This is a genomic window from Cyanobacteria bacterium GSL.Bin1, from assembly GCA_009909085.1.
Taxonomy (GTDB): Bacteria; Cyanobacteriota; Cyanobacteriia; order Cyanobacteriales; family Rubidibacteraceae; genus Halothece.
In genome coordinates, this window is the sequence record JAAANX010000080.1 from 1 (window position 1) to 19,389 (window position 19,389).

The following is a 19,389-nucleotide window of genomic DNA, read 5'->3' on the forward strand; positions in this document are numbered from 1 at the left end:
TTTAGCCAATTAATCCCTTATTCCCAAGGAAGCGTCACCCTTTCTAAATCTTCCGGTGTATCGATATCATTTAACATGGGCAGATAATTAATGGTTAATCCGATTGCTTCGGCAATGGCAACCGTTTGCTCTAAAACCAGATGAGTGCCCCAGTCAATGCCTTGGAATAACTCCGGATAAAAACCACATAAACCAATTAAATAATAACCGCCATCTTCGGCTTTTCCTAAGACTAAATCGTGAGTTGAGAGGGTTTGAAACGCTTGCTGAATTAAATCTGCATTTAAGTCAGGGCAATCAATGCCAATAATAACAATTTTTTCAATTTCCTGAGTGAAACTTTCTTCTAAAGCAACAATTAACCGTTCTCCTAAATTTCCGTTACTTTGGGGATAATACTGATAGCAACCACCTAGCCAATTTGCCATTAAATTTTCATTCCCATCGGAAAAGTAAACCCGAATATTAACAGTTAGTTGATCGGCTTCTTTTAGGGTGTATTCTGTTAATTTTTTTTGTAATTGTGCTGCACCTTCTTCTCCTAGTGCAGGAATGAGCCGGGTTTTTGTTTTTCCCGCTTGCGGATAGCGCGTAAAAATGATTAGGCTTTCTTTGGCAACGTTGGTCATTATTTAGTTTTTGATCGCTTGATCGCTGATTTAACTTTTCCAGTCTAAAGCAATTCCTTGCTAGATTGTGGTCCTAAGAAAGTTAAGTTGGTGCTACCATATTGTTTTTGCCGAATCAGATTTAAATGATCGATCGCTTGATATTGCCATTGTTTTGGATCATGCTCGATCGCGATTTCTCCATCTTTCGCTAATAATCCTAAATGAGTAATTTCATTTAAAACTGGGTCATACAAGTGACTCGCATAAGGGGGATCAAAATAAATTAAATCAAACTGTTGTCCCTGCAAATTATTTAATTTCTCAGGTAGATTGCCCTTAATCACTTGCCATTGCTGTTCGTCGGTCGCAACTTTTTGCCAGTTTTTTTGGATAATTTGGCAAGCCCGTCGGTTTTGTTCAATTCCCACAAGAACATGAACGCCCCGACATAATGCCTCTGCACCCATCGTCCCATTTCCGGCACATAAATCAAGCCAACGCGCCCCCTCAATTTGCATTTGCCAAATGTTAAATACAGCCTCTCGCACTCTTCCAGAAGTGGGACGGGTTTGTTGTCCGGGTAAGGTTTTTAAGAGGCGATTGCCATAAATTCGCATACTATCTTCAAGGGATCAATTTTTGTGACAGATTGAATTGATCAGAGAGACAAGGGGACAAGGTGACAAGGAGAATTTTTTATTGCCTATTGTCTAATAACTAATGACTAATGACTAATGACCAATGACTAATGATATTAAATTTCAGCGTAAGCCCGATTAATTAAACGTCTGGCAATCGTTTGGGTGCCAGTATGTTCATAATAATTGGTTGTCATGTCTAAAAAAGCTGCCAAATAGTCGAGTTGTTCATCAGAAAATTCAACAAAACTCTCAATATTATTCATCACTTTTTTTGGGGTTAAATCTTTGCGTTCCACAAAGTCTCCCATCCAACTTTTAACGGAACCAAATGCTTCGCTGATAAACCCAAGTTGGCTATTCGTATCATCCCCAGGAATGAAACCTTTGACACTTTGAAAAACTTTGTTGTCTTCTAACTCGTCCGTATCCGTATTATTGATAATACCTTGCGCTTTCTGGATAAAATCAGGCCCAAGGGGAATTAAACCATCTAAGCAAACTAAAGCTGCCATCCGCATGATATCTTCTCCTTCATAATCCGCCAAGGAATTAACAAAGTCGCCAATACTATCACCAGGAATGCCGTTAATTTGGCAAAAAGCAACTAATTCAATGACCGTCTTAAGGGCTAAATCAATACTTTGCGCTTTGTCGGCTTTGGGCGTAATTTTATTGAGAAAACCGAGTAAGGGGATGCGTTCTCCCACTTTATTGGCTAAAGCCGCACTGGCTAAAGCAGTATCGGTGCGATCAACGGTTTGATATAACCAAAGGGCATTTTGATAGCCTTGCGTTTTATCATTAAATAACCATACCGCGCGATCGCCGATTTGTTGGATTAATCCTTCGTCGTCTTCCCCGGTAACGGTACGAATCATATTTTCAAAACCAACAATATTTTCCCATTCTCCGGGAACAACAAAATCTAACGCCTTGAGAACACGAACAGTAATATTTTGTTCAGGAAGTTCATCCACTAATTGGAAAATTGGTTTAGACATAATTTAAGTGACCAAGGTGAATGTTGTGGTGAGATCAGGGGTTGATAGATTACTCAACCGAAAATACTAATTTGACTCTTCTAAAGTGGTTTCACCACTATCATTATCATCATTTCGATTGGGCTGCGACGCTTCGCGAATGGGACCATTATATTTGACGTTGATCTCACCGCTATTCGTATCAACAACAACGACACTTTTAATGGTATATTCCTCAGCTGTGGGACGCCTACCTTGAAAGGTAAATTGCCAAACTCCCTTCCCAAGCTGTTTATAATCTGTTCGTTGCGCCGGTCCGTGCATCGCTGGTTCGGGTCGATATTGACTTAAACCGCCATTGGCTTGTTCGGCTGCTTGACGGGCTAGATTTTTGGCACGGTTGAGTTGGACTAACCGACTATATTCAATTTCCAAAGACGAGGGTTCTTCGGTGTCCGTTTGGGCTTGCAATGAGAGGGGATAACCAAAGACCATTAGGGGCGCGATCGCGCCAATGAGAATTGTTTTGATTTGCAGATGATGATCCATATCTTGTAACCCAGTTAATCCTGCTTTCGCGAACTAGATACCGCTCTTCATTGTACTCCTTAACCCTTTTCTAATGAAAAAGGAGCTTCCCGATTTTGGACGTGATTTTTTTTTCAATCAAGGAATGCTTAAAGTTCTGCCAACGTTTCTAAATCGAATTTTTTGAGCCATTCTTGACGACTATTTTCATCAAATGTTTCGTTACGAGACACAATTTTGACCTGATACCGATTATTAACTAAGACAGCCGTTGCTTTACTGCCTTGGTTGACCACTGGATAATTTTGCAAGGTTTGTTGGCTATCTTGGAACTTCTTGGTAGCGGTGGGGTTATTGGCAACATCAGAAATAGACATTAACGCCATTTCTTGTCCATCTTGTTTTAACTTTGCTTGGGCAAACCCTCGTTTTTCTTGAGTATAAACCACCTGATAGCTGTTTTGATTTTTAGGAAAATAACGGTTCAGTTCTCCGCCTTTTACTGCCTCTTCTGTAACCGCGCCTGAGCCCGAAGCAGTGCTTTCTTGCTGGGCTGTATCAAAACGAGAGGGGGGTTGATCGCTAGTACAAGCCGGTGTCATTAAAAACAGCGTTAGCACTAAAAAAATCGCAGCAATATGACGAATGTTTAACATATTTTTTAGCATTTGAGGTAAATTGAATCGGCAAAAGGTTCGGTTAACCAACAAACCAAAAGAAACAAGGTTTGACTAATCTTATATTACGATAGAAGAAGACCGCTATTTGGAGGGTGCGTCGTGAACCAGAATTTCCCAAAAATTGCCCAATTGAATCTCTCTGGGATTGGCTGTTGGTTGACACTAATTTTGGGTGCTTTGTTACTAACCTCAGTGGGGCTAGGTTGGGTCGTCAATAGTGTCATGATTGTTTTAGGCATAATGATCATTCTCCCTGTAATTGCGCTGGTAGGGGTGCAATGGTGGCTCAAGCGCAATCTTGTTGAGGATGAATGTCCCGTTTGCCAGTATCAGTTTACTGGATTCAATGGCACTATGTCCCGTTGTCCCAATTGCAGTGAACCCCTTAAAATTGAAAACGGAAAATTCCAGCGCATTACTCCTCCCGGTACAATTGATGTGGAAGCAGTTGATGTTGATGCCTCTTCTGAGTAAAATCTAGCATATTTGCCCCCTCAGAGATAGCGTTAACTTCAGTCAAGAAAAAAAGATTGATTGTGACTGAGAATGTTGGGAAAAATGCCTTTTTTGCCGCCTCAAGGCGTTATCTTCCACAAGGAACTGGTAAAGGCGATGCACCTCCGGTGCCGGCGAAGCCATCGCGCAAGAAAAAATGAGTAACTTTAAACGATTTAACTGTTGCATGTGACCAGGTTTGTGCCAGTTTCTCAACAATTTTAAGGCGGTTATAAAATACGATATTGTTAACACAGGAAACATTCCTCTATAGTTGCCAACTCTAAATTATGACTGAGCAAATCCAGTGGGTAAACGCTATCTCAACTCGTCTCTCACTAGAGGCAGCCATTTCTGACGTAACCGAACGGATTCAACAAAAGTTATCGGGTTCCCCTGATTTAGGATTTTTATTTATTTCTTCTGCTTATGCAAGTGAATACCCTCGTTTAGTGCCTCTAATTCGAGAAAAGCTCCCGATTTCAGTTTTAATTGGCAGTGGTGGCGGTGGAATTGTTGGTATTGATGAAGAAAATCAAGCCCAAGAAATTGAAGGGAATCCGGCGCTAAGCCTGACGGTTGCCCATTTGCCGGAAGTTAATATCCAAGGGTTTCATATTAGTGCGGATCAAATTCCCGATTTAGACAGTGCAGCGAGTGCTTGGACCGATTTAACCGGAGTTGCACCGGCGGAAGACCCGGATTTTATCCTCCTGGCTGATCCGTTCTTTTCTAAAGTGAATGATCTATTGGAAGGACTGGATTTTGCCTATCCCAACGCGAAAAAAGTAGGCGGGTTAGCCAGTGCAATGACAATGGGGATGCAGACGGGTTTATTTTATGAAACCGCCTCAGAAGAGACAATGGCGTTGGTGAAAGAAGGCATTGTTGGCGTTGCCTTGAGTGGCAATATCGAAATGGATGCCATTGTCGCCCAAGGCTGTCGTCCGGTGGGTCCTCAATATCAGATTACCCAAGGGGAACGAAATGTCCTAGCAGAAGTTGCCGAAGTAAACGGGAATGGCACAGAAGCCGCCAAACCCCCACTACAAGCGCTTAGAGAACTGATGAATGAGTTAAGCCCCGAAGATCAGCAACTGGCGCAAGATTCGCTATTCTTAGGGATTGCCAGAGATGAGTTTAAGTTAGAGTTACAGCAAGGGGATTTCTTAATTCGGAACTTGTTAGGGGTTGACCCGAAAGTGGGCGCGATCGCGGTGGGTGATAAATTACGCCCCGGACAACGGATTCAGTTTCATCTCCGGGATGGCAATACCTCTGCTGAAGATTTAGAAGTGCTTTTAGAACAATACCAGGAACAAGAAAAAACTTCGATGCCGATTGGGGCATTACTGTTTTCTTGTTTAGGACGGGGGAAAGAGTTATACGGAAAACCGAATTTTGATTCGGGCTTGTTTCGTCAATATCTCCATCAGATTCCAGTCGGCGGATTTTTCTGTAACGGCGAAATTGGTCCAGTTGGGAAGCAAACCTTCTTACACGGCTACACTTCTTCCTTTGCTATCTTCAGAAAACCCCAGTAAAGTGAAAGGGAAGGAGAGTCAAAGATTACGCCTTCCTAAACCGCGGAATGCGGTGCCGCTTTCCAACTGGAATTCGATTCCAGTTGGGTCGGCACGGAAGGCGCCTGCTTTGACCGTTGGTCAAATTACTGATTAAAGCTAACGAATAATGAAAATGCGTATCTTACTTAGTTTACTTATACTCATCTTTTTATTCAGTTTCCCCACTCCCAGTTGGGCGCAAACTAGTGATTCTCCGACCCAAGTCACGGAAGAACAACTCCAACGAGGCGATGAAATTGCCGATAAAGCCTTTCAAGCCCTAAAAGAAGGGAATTTTGCTCAATCGGAAGATTATTGGGGAGAGTTGATTGAATTATTTCCCAGAAATCCAGCCGTATGGAGTAATCGTGGCAATGTGCGCTTGAGTCAAAGCAAAATTGAAAGCGCGATCGCGGACTATAATCACGCCATTGCTTTGGCACCCAATCAACCGGATCCCTACCTGAATCGGGGGATTGCCTATGAAATTATGGGAAACTGGGAAAAGGCAATTGCTGATTATGACACGGTGTTAGACCTCAATCCGGAAGATGCGATGGCGTATAATAACCGGGGCAATGCTAAAGCAGGAAAAGGCGACTACACAGCAGCAATTCCTGACTACGAGGAAGCGGCATCGCTTAATCCTAACTTTGCGATCGCCCGTTCCAACGCAGCCCTCAGTCATTATCAAGTTGGGGATGAGAAAGAAGCCATTGATGAAACCCGCAACCTGGTTCGCAAATATCCCAATTTCCCCGATGTCCGTGCTGCTTTAACGGCGATGTTATGGGCGCAAGGAAAAGAAGGGGAAGCAGAAAGCAATTGGGTGGCTGTGGTTGGTAGCGATTCCCGTTATCGGGATATTGAATGGCTAGAAACGGTTCGACGTTGGCCCCCTCGGATGGTGGAAGCCCTCGATAACTTTCTCTCCTTGAATAATTAGTCATTAGCTATTAGTGATCAAGTTACAAACAAAAAAGACGTAGGGCGTAGCCCGCGCCAAACATGATCAAGGATAAAGAACCACTTCAGGACAATTTAATTCAGCAACCGGAACAACTCGAAGCCCGTTTGCAAGACATTCCGCTGCAACCAGGGGTTTATTTGATGCGCGATCGCGCCGGCCATATTATTTATATTGGCAAATCCACGAAGCTGCGATCGCGCGTCCGGTCTTATTTTCGTTCGTCCCAAGCCCTCAGTGAACAAAAGCAACTCATGGTGCAGCAAATTGCTGATATTGAGTTCATTGTCACCGATACCGAAGCCGAAGCCCTTGCCCTCGAAGCAAATTTAGTCAAGCAAGAACAGCCCTACTTCAATGTTCTGCTAAAAGATGACAAGAAGTATCCCTATCTTTGTATTACTTGGTCAGAAGACTATCCCCGCATTTTTATTACTCGCAAACGACGACGGGGTAACGCAAAAGACCGCTATTACGGTCCTTATGTGGATACGGGGGCACTCCGGCGAACACTGGGCTTAATTAAACGGATTTTTCCCTTGCGTCAACGTCCGCGACCCCTCTTTAAAGACCGTCCCTGCTTAAACTATGATTTAGGGCGCTGTCCTGGAGTGTGTCAAGCCCTCATTTCCCCGGAAGACTATCGGCAAACCCTGCAAAAAGTCGCGATGATTTTTCAAGGGCGTTCTCAAGAACTGGTGCGAGACTTAACCGCCCAGATGAAAGAAGCCTCGGCTAACTTGGAATTTGAACAAGCCGGGAAAATCCGCGATCAGATGCAAGCGCTACAACAACTCAATGCTAATCAAAAAGTTTCTCTTCCTGATGATACGGTTTCTCGTGACGCGATCGCGATTATTTCTAATCATCAACACGCCTCGATTCAACTCTTTCAAATCCGTGCCGGAAAACTCGTAGGACGACTGGGCTTTTTTGCCGATGTTTCTCCAGCCGTGAATCGGGAAGATATCTTACAACGGGTAATTCAAGACCATTATGCTTTCGTGGATGCTGTAGAAATTCCCAGTGAAATTCTTTTACCACAGGCGCTGCCTGACCAAGATATCATCAGCCATTGGTTAAGCGAACGCAAAGGACGCAAAGTTGCTCTGACAGTCCCGCAACGCCAAGCAAAAGCAGAATTGATTGCCATGGTGGAAGAAAATGCCCGCCATGAGCTGGAAAGGACACAGCGGGTGGCAGATCGCAATCAACAAAGCTCGCAAGACTTAGCAGATATCTTAGACCTCCCCGAAGCGCCACGTCGTATCGAAGGCTACGATATTTCTCATATTCAAGGATCAAATGCCGTGGGATCGCAAGTCGTTTTTATTGATGGCATTCCCGCCAAGCAGCATTACCGTCGTTATAAAATTAAGGATGCTAATGTCCGTGCCGGTCACTCCGATGATTTTGCCAGTTTAGCGGAAGTCATCCGGCGTCGCTTTCGCAAGTATGCAGAAAATCCCGATTTACCCCGACAAGAAGACAGTGAGTTTCCCGATCTAGTCATGATTGATGGGGGGAAAGGGCAACTTTCGGCGGTTGTAGAACAGTTGCAACAGATGAATTTATTAGCTGATGTGGCAGTGATTAGTTTGGCAAAGCAACGGGAAGAAATCTTTTTACCAGGAGACTCTTTACCCTTAGAGACGGATTCCAACCAACCCGGCGTCCAACTCTTGCGGCGTTTACGAGATGAAGCCCATCGTTTTGCGGTCAGTTTCCATCGTCAACAACGTACTGCCAAAATGCAGCGATCGCGCTTAGATGACATTCCTGGTTTAGGCTTTCAGCGCCAGCAAACCTTATTGGCTCATTTTCGGTCTTTAGAATATATCCGTCAAGCCAGTCTAGAACAATTGCAAGCGGTTCCCGGAATTGGGAAAAGTCTAGCGCAACAAATTTATGATTATTTTCATTAGATTGGATTTTTAATCACTGATTAATCACAGGGATCACCCAATAACAGAAATCGACACCCTGGCGATGGCTCATCTCTCAGTAAATTTTTAAGCTGAAAGCCTTCATAAATGTTATCAATCTGGTCATCAGGGTCGTCAAAGCCACCAATCCTCAGTGCATCCTCACGGATTTCAAAATCGGCTGTCCCCTCTGCAATTTCACGTTCTGGAATGGTGATTAATGCTCTTTGAATCATCTCTTGGTCAGGAGGAAGCTGATTAAAGGTAACATCCACCCCTACTTGATTGACCCGCTGCGGAAAATCTTGCAAATTTTGGGCACTGCTGTATTTACTATGTAAAATCGTTGGGTCAAATATGGCTGGGGATGCAGCCAGATCCGCTGATTCATAGATCTGCTTCGGTTCCACCGCACAGTATTGCTTTAACAGCTGTCCTTTATCGTTGGAGCCGCGACCATGAACGCCAACCACAAAACCATCACTGTCGAAAACCGGTCCACCACTCATCCCAGGACGAGTATAGTCAAAGTAGAAAATACCATAACCATTCTGCCCTTGGTTGGGAGCCAATTTGCCCGTCAGAGGTCCCCAAACCAATCGTCGCTGCCGACGCTCGATTTGACCTCGGCACGCACCATCAGGTGTCCGCTCTTTTTCTGGATCGGGCCATCCTGAAACATAAACTCTCTCTCCCCAATCAACTTGTTCCGGATTGCCTAAAGAAGCCACGGGATAAGCTTGCTCACTTTCAAAACTAACAATCGCCAAATCCAGACCAGCGACTCGAGAGGGTAAATATCTTGAATAGCAGCCAAATCTAATTAGGGGCTGCTGCTTTACCGTTCCCTCGAGAGGACAACCGCGACCATCGTTAACAGCTTTGACTTCATGAATCCGTCCATCACTGGTGCGAATCCCGTAGGCAAGATTCTCATCTAAGTGGCTTTGTTTAAAATTATGGGTCACGGTTAAAACAAAATATTGATTGTCTTGTTGAGCAATCAGTACTCCAGACCCAGGATTCCATACACCCTCACTACTTTCATTCGCCAGCGGATTATTGCGATTGGCTTCTAAGTCTTGCAGTAAATCTTGAGTCAAAGCCGGTGCAATCAAAACGGTCGTTTGTCGAGCAATTGAATTAATTTGCTCAACGGTCAAGTTTGCCCAAGCTGGCGTTGCTGCTAAACAACTGGATACGATAACTCCCCCCGTTTGGAAAAGAGTTCTGATGAGATGGTTAAGCTTCATTTTCTCTGTACTTTCGATGAGACTTGACTTTCGGTCTTCGAGGTTTTCAACAACAACCTGATCAAGTGAGCACTTGCTTGAAGTTCGTTGACCTATAGGTTCCGCAGTTCTTCTTCACTCGGCTTTTGAAGCTGCAATTGGTCTTCCTGGGAAGAGGTGTCAGCTTGACTCTCTTTATCAAGAAAGGGTCTGACATCAACAAAAGGAAAAGCTGTTGCTGCATCTTCGCTTTCATAGAGGGGGGAAACCCCAACCACACCTGATCGATGCTGCATAAATTGCTGTAGCGTCTCAACTGGATCTTGTTGAGGTTTCAGGGTATAAATCAAGCCAATGCACTCACCCGGAACTAAAGCCGTACAAATGATATTCTGATTATTCATCCGACCAACGCCGATGTAGTTAAGCTGGCTCTTACGACGGTAATTTTCGAGGCGGTCGCTAACAATTTGACAGCGAGACAGGGGATCATAACCAGAACTGCTAAAGAAATTAGAACCCCAGCGAATCCATACTTCTGGATCGTCAGAACTTCCCTGGTATAAGGTTTGTGGAACTTCATTTGAGAGATCACAAGAAAATCCACGCTCTGAGGCAAAGGCATTGGAGTTGTTTGGGGTTGACGTTGAAACGTTAGTCAGTGACAAGGCAAAAAAGTCCTTGGAACAGGTATCGATCTGACGATTTTCTACAGCCTGACCATTCTCTAATTCGGCTTTGATATCGTAAAGACAGTTGGGTTTCAGTTCAACTTGAAAGGATTCGCCATGAGGCAAAACGCGATCAGTCTCTAGGCTATTTAACCCCCAAACTTGAGAATCAGAAGCGGAAAGATAAAGTTGGACAACATCTTGACCGGTCAAATTGCGAACTTGAAAGCTCCTCTGCGCTAAAGCTGGGTAGGTTGTTGCTGTTGTTGTAAGCAACGTCAAAGCGGCTGTCGCCGTCAGTTGTTGATATATTCCATTAAGCATAAAACTTTACCTCTCAAGTCTTATCCCCATTGAGAAAAATTAATTTGTTCTTCAGTCTGGCTCTTCTTAAGATTCATTGCTCCACAGTTGAAATCACATTAATTTAAGACATTTCTTTTTTACATTGGCTACGCTGCCAAGGGACACTTTAGAAATCAGGAGGCAACAGCACCTGACTAATGGGAACAATGGTTCCATTATCAGCAAATAAAAGCGAAGTCACTTCTTTACCATCAACGATAAACTGCCGTGGCATTACTTTTGCCTCTTCGTTGATCCAAAATTCTTGGGAATTATTTTTACCCATACTAATGGTAACTGGCGCACCCGCGATCGTATTCACTCTACCGGGAATTTCTTCCGGTTCGATTGACTGAGCAACTAAGTGATATTGCAACACTTTTTTTAAGTTCTCCGGTTGCATTAATTTCTGAGCTGTTTCATACGGTAAAGCATCAAACGCTTCATCAGTCGGGGCAAAAATAGTGATGGAACCTTCTTGCTTTAAGGTATTGGCTAAACCAGTTCTTTCTAGTTCAGAAGCGAGAGTCTCAAATTGATTATCTTGTTCCAGCATTTGAAGAACACTTAATTCTGTGTCATCTTGTTGCTCATAAGGAATATAGGCGGGACGTGACCAAACACTATAGGTATAACTATATTGAGCAAATATGGGAAAACTAGCTAACAGGCTAATGCTCGCAAACCCTGCAAATCCTAATAAAACTCTAATGCCAAGTTTAGTATCCATGTTTTTCCTGTTATCTATAAACGAATAATTAAACAATTAATGTTGCGCTCTTTAATCCAATTTCAGTCTCCAAGAAGATAGGTATTTTATCTCTTAGTAAGGGAGAAAGCCCTGCAATACTTATATACATCTGCTTCATTGTTTTATGCAGGTAATTTGAATCTTTCAGAAATCGAACCCAAAATTGAGTTAAGTTATTCTTGAAAAAGTAAATTGTTTTTGATAACATACCTAGTTGGATTGTAGTAGAAAATTTCTTTACAGTAAAGATTTCAGCAATTAAACTTAAAATGGTATCAAAGCACACAATGCGTAAGCGTTTAATTTTTTAGCCTACTTACGTATAACTGCTTAAGATCTAAAACCTGAAAGTCGTGCGAATTGTGCCGACATAGATGGTGTCATTATCGGCAATATGCCCAGGATTCGTGACAAAAAAGAAACCTGGTGTAATGTCAATATTGTCGTTCACTCGAAAGCGGTAGAAGAACTCAAAGTGAAGCGAAGTCGCTTCATCTTCTCTGCCAAATTGTTCTGCAGTTCCTTCAGGTCGAAGAAAATCGTTATCTGGATCGCCATTTTCTACATCCCGTCTAAGAAAAGCTCGAGGATCGTTATCAGTCACTCTGACTCGTTCTTCTTGACTAATAACTTGCTCGAAGAAAGGTACAGACTGTCCTGCCGTTGTCGGTCCAGCCTCAACTAGTTTAGGCGGCATCCCAAAGATAAAACCAAACAAATCTCCTTCGCGACCAAACGGATCGGAAAAACCTAGGGAAATTTGATAAGTCAATGTATTACCAAAGGGTTTCTCGCCAGCGACTGCGCCAAGAGCTGGGTTGTCGGCATCAGGATCTCCAAATTCGGGAATTTCGTTAAGAAAGTTGGTAAACGTATATGCTGCTGACGCACCAACCGTCAAATTTTCGGCTGCAAGCCATTGGAAAGTTCCACCCACAGCATTAATTTGAGCTGGGAAATTTCCTAGATCGATTCCAGGACCGGGGAAAGCGTTTGACTGGTCGTTTGGAAGTCTGCCATCAGACCATAATCCAGCCGTTTCTGCATTAACGCTACCCGTGAAAGTGCCCAAGACTCCATCACTAGAGTAAGCATTAACGTAGGTTAATCCCGTAACAATATCATTTGTAGGCTGCAGCAACAGCTGCACACCTAGAGCACTATGATCGGCTCCAGTGAACCCTCCTCCTTCTGGATCAGCACTATCTCTGGTTCCATAAGCGACTTGAAGGCGCAATGGGTCGGCAATTAGCCAATCAAAACCCACTCCTGCATCCATGGGTCCGCCAATTCTAAAAATCGGATTGAGTTGTCCAAATCGAGAAACGGAACCTCGTCCAATATCAAAGAAAGGAGAATTAGAAGTCAACACATTACTTAAAGCAAAGCCAAAAGGAGCAGCGTAAAACGCAACTTGATCATCGAAAGCGGGAAAGCGATATTCTAGAAGATCCAAAAAGATTTCATTATCTAGATCAGCTTGATACCCAAACCGAGCCATATAAGTATTTAATGACTCGGCATTCGTAAAACCACCATTGTCAAAATTGCCAGTTGCTAAAAGCAGTCGCAGGCGGTCTTGTCCTGTAAAAGAAGCCTGTAATCCTAAGCGTGCTAAATAGCCGAAAACCGGATTGGTCTCTGGGTCATCTGCAGTAGATATAAAAGAATCGCCTTCTCGAATGCCACAATTAACTATCTCAGTAGTCTCAGAATTTAGGGTTAAATTTAATAGTTCACATCCGCCAGGAGGATTTCCTCCAAAGGCATCGGCAAAGCCAAAGATGACCTCTCCACTCAATTTAGTTGTGGTGGAAAACTGATTGTCTTCTAAGAAAGTCAGACGATCTTCTAAGTTATCCACTCGCGCTTCTAAGGCAGCCAGTTCCGTTGCAAAGTCCTGGGAAAGACGTTGTAGTTTGGCTAAGTCTTCTTCCGCCACTGTCTCTGTACCGCTACTAATAATTAATTCAATTTGCTCAATACAAGCGTTCAAACCCGCCGCAAATTCATAACGAGTCAACGCGCGATCGCCGCGGAAGCTGCCATCGGGATAACCTTCCAGACAGCCATATCGTTCCACCAAGCTTCTTAGCGCTTCGTAAGCCCAATCATTGGGTTCGACATCTCGCAACTCAGAGACACCAGTGACTTGAGACATGAACGGGTTAGAAGACGGAATGGGCTCTAGTGACTGAAGCGGAGGGTTTATCTCATCTAGAGAGCGGTGAGCATTTGCTAGGGATTGTTGATCTTGGTCTGGAGAGCCTAACTCCTGTGGCAGGGGTTCTATGCTTCCGACTAGTTGTTCATATGTATATAAAGACTCCAATTCCTTCAAAGGTTTGGCCTGCACTGTTGTCGTGGTTAAGGCCAAAAATCCGACTCCGAAAAGAAAAACATATTGAGTTTTCATGGTCAATCCTCACACTAAACACTATGAATCAAAAACTACAACTAGTACTTGACCCAGAAAATCGCGGCAGTTAGGAAACCTCTGAAATGATTGTGATGTCAAGATGTCAATAGATTCTAAAAATAATCACCGATCAAAATCAGTGTGGCAGTGTACGCAGAGTACTATTTTGGGATTTATAAAAATCAAAGAATTGATCTAGCATCAACTCTATTAATCGAGATCAACTCTACCTAATTCTCCAGGAATTTACTTATTATTGTTGATTATCACTAGGTTGATCAATTAATTTTAATGAATAATTATTAAGATTAGTTAACAAAGTTGCGCGCTAAACTTTGATGAAGACTGCAAAATTAATTACTTTTTAAGGCAATCAACAGCGAATATTATAACGGTAACATTAATGATATAGCTCTCGTTCACTAAAATAGTTATTATCTAAGACTGCTACCCTGGAAGCTCATAAACCCTTTTTAGACCAACGGTTTTAGCTTTCCTTAATTTTTGAGGAGGTTGCCCCGTAAAAACAAATCGTATGTCAGTATTTTATTTAGGTACCTAAGTGCCTAGCTATAAATGCGAAGATTTAAGTCAACCTATAAAGTTACATTCCAATCGTACTTAGCCTATATGACTATATGAGTTGAAGTGAACTGAATTTAGAGACGAATCCTGATCGCAATCAATGTAAAGGGACAACTGCCACAATTCAATAGTAAACATACTAAAGTGCAATGTTGGAAACAAAATTAGCTGGACGATATAAAATTCTTGAATACTTAGGTGAAGGGGGATTCGGTCAAACTTTTCTAGCCCTAGATGAGCAGTTGCCTGAATTTCCAAAATGTGTTGTTAAAAAACTCAAGCCTTTGTCAGTCGAGATGCTATCAACTGCCAGGAAGTTATTTGATCGAGAAGCAAGATGTTTACAAAACTTGGGCAAGCACAAGCAAATTCCCCTACTTTTAGCATATTTTGAACAAGACCAAGAATTCTATTTGGTCGAAGAGTATGTCGAAGGTAACTCTTTAAATCAAGAATTACAGGATAGTAGGCAGTGGGATGAAACTGATGTTATTAGTTTTCTGCAAGAAATACTGTCAATCCTCCAATTTATTCATTCACAAAATGTTATCCATCGCGATATCAAACCTTCTAATATCATCAGGCGTAAACAAGATAAGAAATTAGTTTTAATTGACTTTGGAGCTGTCAAACAACTCAATAACCCTGAATCAACGGTTCAGGAAAACTCCCATCATACAATTGGCATCAGTACAGAAGGTTATACCCCAAATGAACAATTGCGAGGATACCCAACATTTAGCAGTGATATTTATGCCTTGGGAATGACTGCGATCCAAGCTGCAACAGGACTGTCACCAAGTGAGTTCTCAAGAGATTTTGATCCAGCTACGGGTCACATCAGATGGCGTCAGTATGCATCCATTAGCGAACCATTAGCTGCTATTTTGGATAAAATGACGTGTCCTGACTGGAGAAAACGCTACCATAGTGCAGATGAAATCCTCACCGATCTAGGAAGTTTTCTTGCCAAAGCCAATAAAGTGAGTAAGACAGAAACTCACCAAAGTGTCCCAGATTCTACATTTGTCAGTGTAGGACCCAGCGAAAGCACTTCAAGCAGTGTTGAATCGTCTCAAAAATCACCATCTAGACGCTTGCCAGGACAAAGGTGGCGGCGCTTCGCTAACCTGCGTTTAGCTCTCCTCACACTAACGGTATTCGCGATTGGACTTGGGATTATTGAGTTGATTCGTCCCACAATTCGTCCGCTATATCGCATCCATCAAGCCAATGAACTGCTACGGTTAAACCAACCGCAAGAGGCTCTCGATAACTTTCAAGAAGTTATCGAACTGGATGCTGATAACTTAAAGGCTTGGCAAGGAAGAGGAGATGCCCTGCGTCGTTTAGAACGCAATGAAGCAGCCATTATCGCCTATGATAGAGCGCTTCAATTTGAATCCAACAATAGCAAAATTCTTTCTAAAAAAGGCTGGGCGCTCTATGAGCAAAAGGCCTATGATCAATCCTTATCGATGCAGGAAAAAGCGTTAGAGATTGACCCCAATAATGCTAGTGCCTGGAGCGGCAAAGGAATTGCTTTAATTGGGTTGCAGCGCTATGAAGAAGCCCTCACCGCTTTTAATCAAGCTCAGCGGCTAAAGCCACAAGAGCCAAAAATCTGGCTCAATAAAGCTTTGGCGCTTGAATATCTGCAACGCCCTCGAGCAGTGGAAGAGGTTTATGAAGAAGCACTGACAGCATATGATGATTTTCTTAGAGTTAAGCCGAATGATCCAGTAGCTTGGGTGGACCGAGGGGAAGTGTTAAGGAAATTAAATCGCTATCAAGAAGCACTGAATTCCTATGAAAAGGCAATAGAGGTTAAGCCAAATTTTCATTCCGCTTGGCAAGGTAAGGGAATTACTCATTTTTTCCGGGGAGAGTATGAACAGGCACTCAATGCTTATGATCAAGCCCTTGATATTAATCCCAAAACTTATTTGGTTTGGCATAACCGAGGCTCTTTGCTCGCTGAGGGGATGAATGATCTCGAAGCAGCGATTCAATCTTTTGACGAAGCCCTTGATATTAACCCCAGTTTTTATCATGCTTGGCGGGATAAGGGATTTGCGCTGAGTAACTTAGCTCGACCCCAAAAAGCGATCGCTGCCTTTGACGAAGCCCTAGAAATTCAGCCCAACGATCATAAATCTTGGGTGGGTCGCGGGATTGTTCTCACGGAACTGGAACGTTACCAAGAAGCGTTAGCAGCCGTTAATCAAGCTGCAAAAATTGAACCTAATGATCCTTTGGTGTGGGTTAATCAAGGGTCAGTTTTAGAACAAATGGGACGGCGGCAAGAAGCAATCACAGCATATGAAAAAGCCTTAGAACTTAATCCCAGGTTCCGACCTGCTACTCAAGGGTTAGAACGCTTGCGCTAGCTCGACTCTGGTCTTTTTTATGGTTTAGGACGTAAATCATCAACCTCTTCCCTGAATCGGGAGAAGAAAAGAAGTTCATGTCCCCAATGTATAATGATTTTCTGATTCGTTCTTGGGAAACTCGCGATCGCGCACCCGTTTCCACTCTCATTGCCCAAGTTTTAGCCGAATATGGACTCCCTTGGGATGAAACCGACGCGGATCAAGATGTGGTAAAAGTCGAACAGTTCTACCAAGAAACCGGCGGTGAATTTTGGGTGGTGGAACGGGATGGAAAGCTGGTGGGAACAGCCGGGTATTATCCGATTTTTCGCGGGAAAAATGCCGTAGAAATTCGGAAAATGTATCTGTTACCCGAAGTGAGGGGGAAAGGGTTAGGACGTTTTTTATTACAAGAATTAGAACGCGCGATCGCGCAACGGAATTATCAAGAAATTTGGCTGGAAACGGCTAGTGTCCTCACTGAAGCGATCCAACTTTATGAAAAATCTGGCTACCAGGCTGCAGAAGGGGTAGAAACCGCTCGCTGCGATCGCGTTTATCGCAAATTATTGCTTGCCTAAATGAAAGACTTTATGAATCACTCGCAGTGCGGTTTCGCCTTGGGCTTGAGCGACAACACAACTGATCTTAATTTCAGAAGTGGTAATCATTTGAATATTAATTTTTTCTTGGGCTAACGCGGAAAACATTTTGGCAGCAACCCCAGGATTACCGACCATTCCTGCACCAACTAAACTAACTTTGGCAATCTCCTTGTCTATAAGGATATCCTGTGCCCCAATTTCAGGAAGTAACTCGTCTAAAGTTTTTTCGGTTAGTTCCACATCGGCGCGTGACACGGTAAAGGCAATGTCGCGACTGGGAATCTCGTTAACAAGGCGCGATCGCTGCGACTGAATAATCATATCCACACTGATGTGTTCTTCGGCTAAGCGACCAAAGATTTTCGCTGCCCGCCCTGGATAGTCAGGAACATGACGAATGGCAACTTGCGCTTGATTCATATCTAACGCCACCCCTCGCACCGGCGGATGGTCATTTTTTTGGGCATGGGGAGAAACGGGAGAACTATTGAGACCAAAGGCATCACAAAGGGCATTCACTGCCCGATCACCCTCTGCTTCCTCAATTACACAGCCCACTTTCACTTCCGAGGTAGAAATCATCCGAATATTAACATTTGCCTCTGCAAGCGTGTTAAACATTTGGGCAGCAATCCCCGGACGACCAATCATTCCCGCACCGGTGATGGCAACTGTGGCAATTTTGGGCTTGGTCATCACTTCTGCTTCATTGGTTTGATTAGAAGAGCGCAGAGAAGGCGCGATCGCGCTGGCAACGGCTTCTGCAGTCTTGACCACATCCCGCTGTACTGTAAAGGCAATATCATTCGTATTCCCTTCATGAATCGACTGAATAATTAAATCCACATCCACATCTTGGCTGGCAATTTCACCAAATAATTTCCCAGCAATCCCCGGTGAATCAGGAACTCTTAATAGCGCCACTTGTCCTTGTGAGGTGTCGAGTTGGACGCTATCCACAGCTTTACCAATTTCGAGTCCGGATAAAGAACGAGGTTGGGCAAGGGGAGAAAGGACTTTGGTGCCCGGTTCATCACTCCAACTGGAACGAACCACTAACGTTAGCCCATAGTTACGGGCAATTTCCACTGCCCGCGGATGCAACACCTTTGCCCCTAAACTGGCTAATTCCAGCATTTCATCGCAGGTAATTTCTGACATGAGAGTGGCTTCTGGAACGACCCGAGGGTCAGTGGTTAAAATCCCAGGGACATCAGTATAAATTTCACAATAATCCGCTTGCAGAGAGGCAGCTAGGGCAACAGCAGACGTATCGGAACCGCCTCGACCGAGGGTGGTAATTTCTAAATCTTCACTACTGCTAATCCCTTGAAAGCCGGCAACCACCACCACTTCTCCTTTGTCTAAATGTCGTTGGACCCGATGCGGCTTAATTTCTAAAATGCGGGCGCGACTGTGGGAGGTTTCCGTTACAATTCCCACTTGTGCCCCTGTTAACGATAAAGCCGGTTGTCCTAACTCTTGCAGTGCCATACTCAGAAGCGCGATCGAAACCTGCTCTCCAGTTGAAAGCAACATATCCATTTCGCGGCGGCTAGGATGAGTGGAAACTTGTTGCGCGAGACTGACGAGTTCATCGGTGGTTTTGCCCATCGCTGAAACCACGACAACGACTTGTTTTCCTTGCTGCGCTGTTTCATAAACCCGTTGCGCTACTTTTTGAATCCGCTCTACTGAACCTACCGATGTCCCGCCAAACTTTTGCACAACCAAGGTCATAACCGAGAAATTCCCCCTTTTACCGCTCTCATGTCAAGAGTTTTTATCAAGATAGCAATCTCAATTTTAGACTGCCACTCACTGTTGTAAACTTTATGCTGAGTGATGAAGTGGAACCGCTTCTGTCCCATTCATTTCAATCAAAGAACTCAGCAAATCAGCTATCAAGAATATACCCATAGACACTTTCGATGGCAATCGCTTTCACGCCAAACTAAGAGTAAATTAAAACGATTCAACAGAATCTTTCTTTGGAAAGAGCGATCGCGCTCTTTCT

At 43.6% G+C, this 19,389-nt stretch carries 15 protein-coding genes and 1 pseudogene; 6 read left to right on the forward strand and 10 right to left on the reverse strand.

The window, feature by feature from the left end; genetic code table 11:
* Positions 1-17: 17 nt before the first annotated feature.
* The 5 genes and pseudogenes from GVY04_09780 to GVY04_09800 form a co-directional block, all read right to left on the reverse strand.
* Positions 18-629, reverse strand: a complete 612-nt coding sequence (locus GVY04_09780) for a DUF2064 domain-containing protein (protein NBD16408.1) — start codon at positions 627-629, stop codon at positions 18-20.
* 44 nt (positions 630-673) lie between these two features.
* Positions 674-1,228 (reverse strand): 16S rRNA (guanine(966)-N(2))-methyltransferase RsmD, encoded by a 555-nt coding sequence (gene rsmD / locus GVY04_09785; GenBank protein NBD16409.1) that lies wholly within the window; start codon positions 1,226-1,228, stop codon positions 674-676.
* 137 nt (positions 1,229-1,365) lie between these two features.
* Positions 1,366-2,253 carry a hypothetical protein gene (locus tag GVY04_09790; protein ID NBD16410.1) on the reverse strand — a complete coding sequence of 296 codons (888 nt, stop codon included), beginning with the start codon at positions 2,251-2,253 and terminating at the stop codon, positions 1,366-1,368.
* A gap of 132 nt (positions 2,254-2,385) precedes the next feature.
* Positions 2,386-2,727 (reverse strand): annotated as a pseudogene (locus tag GVY04_09795) (hypothetical protein).
* A gap of 182 nt (positions 2,728-2,909) precedes the next feature.
* Positions 2,910-3,416 carry a hypothetical protein gene (locus GVY04_09800; GenBank protein ID NBD16411.1) on the reverse strand — a complete coding sequence of 169 codons (507 nt, stop codon included), beginning with the start codon at positions 3,414-3,416 and terminating at the stop codon, positions 2,910-2,912.
* A 123-nt stretch (positions 3,417-3,539) separates the two neighbouring features.
* Between GVY04_09800 and GVY04_09805 the strand changes: the two genes are divergently transcribed.
* The 4 genes from GVY04_09805 (at position 3,540) to uvrC (ending at position 8,392) form a co-directional block, all read left to right on the forward strand.
* A complete protein-coding gene (locus tag GVY04_09805; GenBank protein ID NBD16412.1) occupies positions 3,540-3,914 on the forward strand; it encodes a hypothetical protein in 375 nt (124 codons plus the stop codon).
* Positions 3,915-4,225: 311 nt separating this feature from the next.
* Positions 4,226-5,479 carry a hypothetical protein gene (locus tag GVY04_09810; GenBank protein ID NBD16413.1) on the forward strand — a complete coding sequence of 418 codons (1,254 nt, stop codon included), beginning with the start codon at positions 4,226-4,228 and terminating at the stop codon, positions 5,477-5,479.
* Between the two features lie 154 nt (positions 5,480-5,633).
* Positions 5,634-6,446, forward strand: a complete 813-nt coding sequence (locus tag GVY04_09815) for a tetratricopeptide repeat protein (GenBank protein ID NBD16414.1) — start codon at positions 5,634-5,636, stop codon at positions 6,444-6,446.
* Between the two features lie 62 nt (positions 6,447-6,508).
* The gene (gene uvrC, locus GVY04_09820) at positions 6,509-8,392 is read left to right on the forward strand and encodes an excinuclease ABC subunit UvrC (protein ID NBD16415.1); all 1,884 of its coding nucleotides are present in this window, start codon (positions 6,509-6,511) and stop codon (positions 8,390-8,392) included.
* Between the two features lie 20 nt (positions 8,393-8,412).
* Here uvrC and GVY04_09825 read toward each other — a convergent pair whose 3' ends face one another.
* The 4 genes from GVY04_09825 to GVY04_09840 form a co-directional block, all read right to left on the reverse strand.
* Positions 8,413-9,645: a trypsin-like serine protease gene (locus GVY04_09825; protein ID NBD16416.1), complete on the reverse strand. Its 1,233-nt coding sequence runs from the start codon at positions 9,643-9,645 to the stop codon at positions 8,413-8,415.
* A 92-nt stretch (positions 9,646-9,737) separates the two neighbouring features.
* Positions 9,738-10,619, reverse strand: a complete 882-nt coding sequence (locus GVY04_09830) for a hypothetical protein (protein NBD16417.1) — start codon at positions 10,617-10,619, stop codon at positions 9,738-9,740.
* Between the two features lie 148 nt (positions 10,620-10,767).
* Positions 10,768-11,370: a hypothetical protein gene (locus GVY04_09835; protein NBD16418.1), complete on the reverse strand. Its 603-nt coding sequence runs from the start codon at positions 11,368-11,370 to the stop codon at positions 10,768-10,770.
* Between the two features lie 358 nt (positions 11,371-11,728).
* Positions 11,729-13,807 carry an iron uptake porin gene (locus GVY04_09840; GenBank protein NBD16419.1) on the reverse strand — a complete coding sequence of 693 codons (2,079 nt, stop codon included), beginning with the start codon at positions 13,805-13,807 and terminating at the stop codon, positions 11,729-11,731.
* A gap of 737 nt (positions 13,808-14,544) precedes the next feature.
* Here GVY04_09840 and GVY04_09845 point away from each other — a divergent pair.
* Both GVY04_09845 and GVY04_09850 read left to right on the forward strand, forming a co-directional pair.
* Positions 14,545-16,785 carry a tetratricopeptide repeat protein gene (locus tag GVY04_09845; GenBank protein ID NBD16420.1) on the forward strand — a complete coding sequence of 747 codons (2,241 nt, stop codon included), beginning with the start codon at positions 14,545-14,547 and terminating at the stop codon, positions 16,783-16,785.
* Between the two features lie 77 nt (positions 16,786-16,862).
* On the forward strand, positions 16,863-17,348 hold the full coding sequence (locus tag GVY04_09850; protein ID NBD16421.1) for a GNAT family N-acetyltransferase: 486 nt from the start codon (positions 16,863-16,865) through the stop codon (positions 17,346-17,348).
* Here GVY04_09850 and GVY04_09855 read toward each other — a convergent pair.
* A complete protein-coding gene (locus tag GVY04_09855) occupies positions 17,334-19,112 on the reverse strand; it encodes an aspartate kinase (GenBank protein ID NBD16422.1) in 1,779 nt (592 codons plus the stop codon). The two genes, GVY04_09850 and GVY04_09855, sit on opposite strands and share 15 nt — an antisense overlap.
* Between the last annotated feature and the right edge of the window lie 277 nt (positions 19,113-19,389).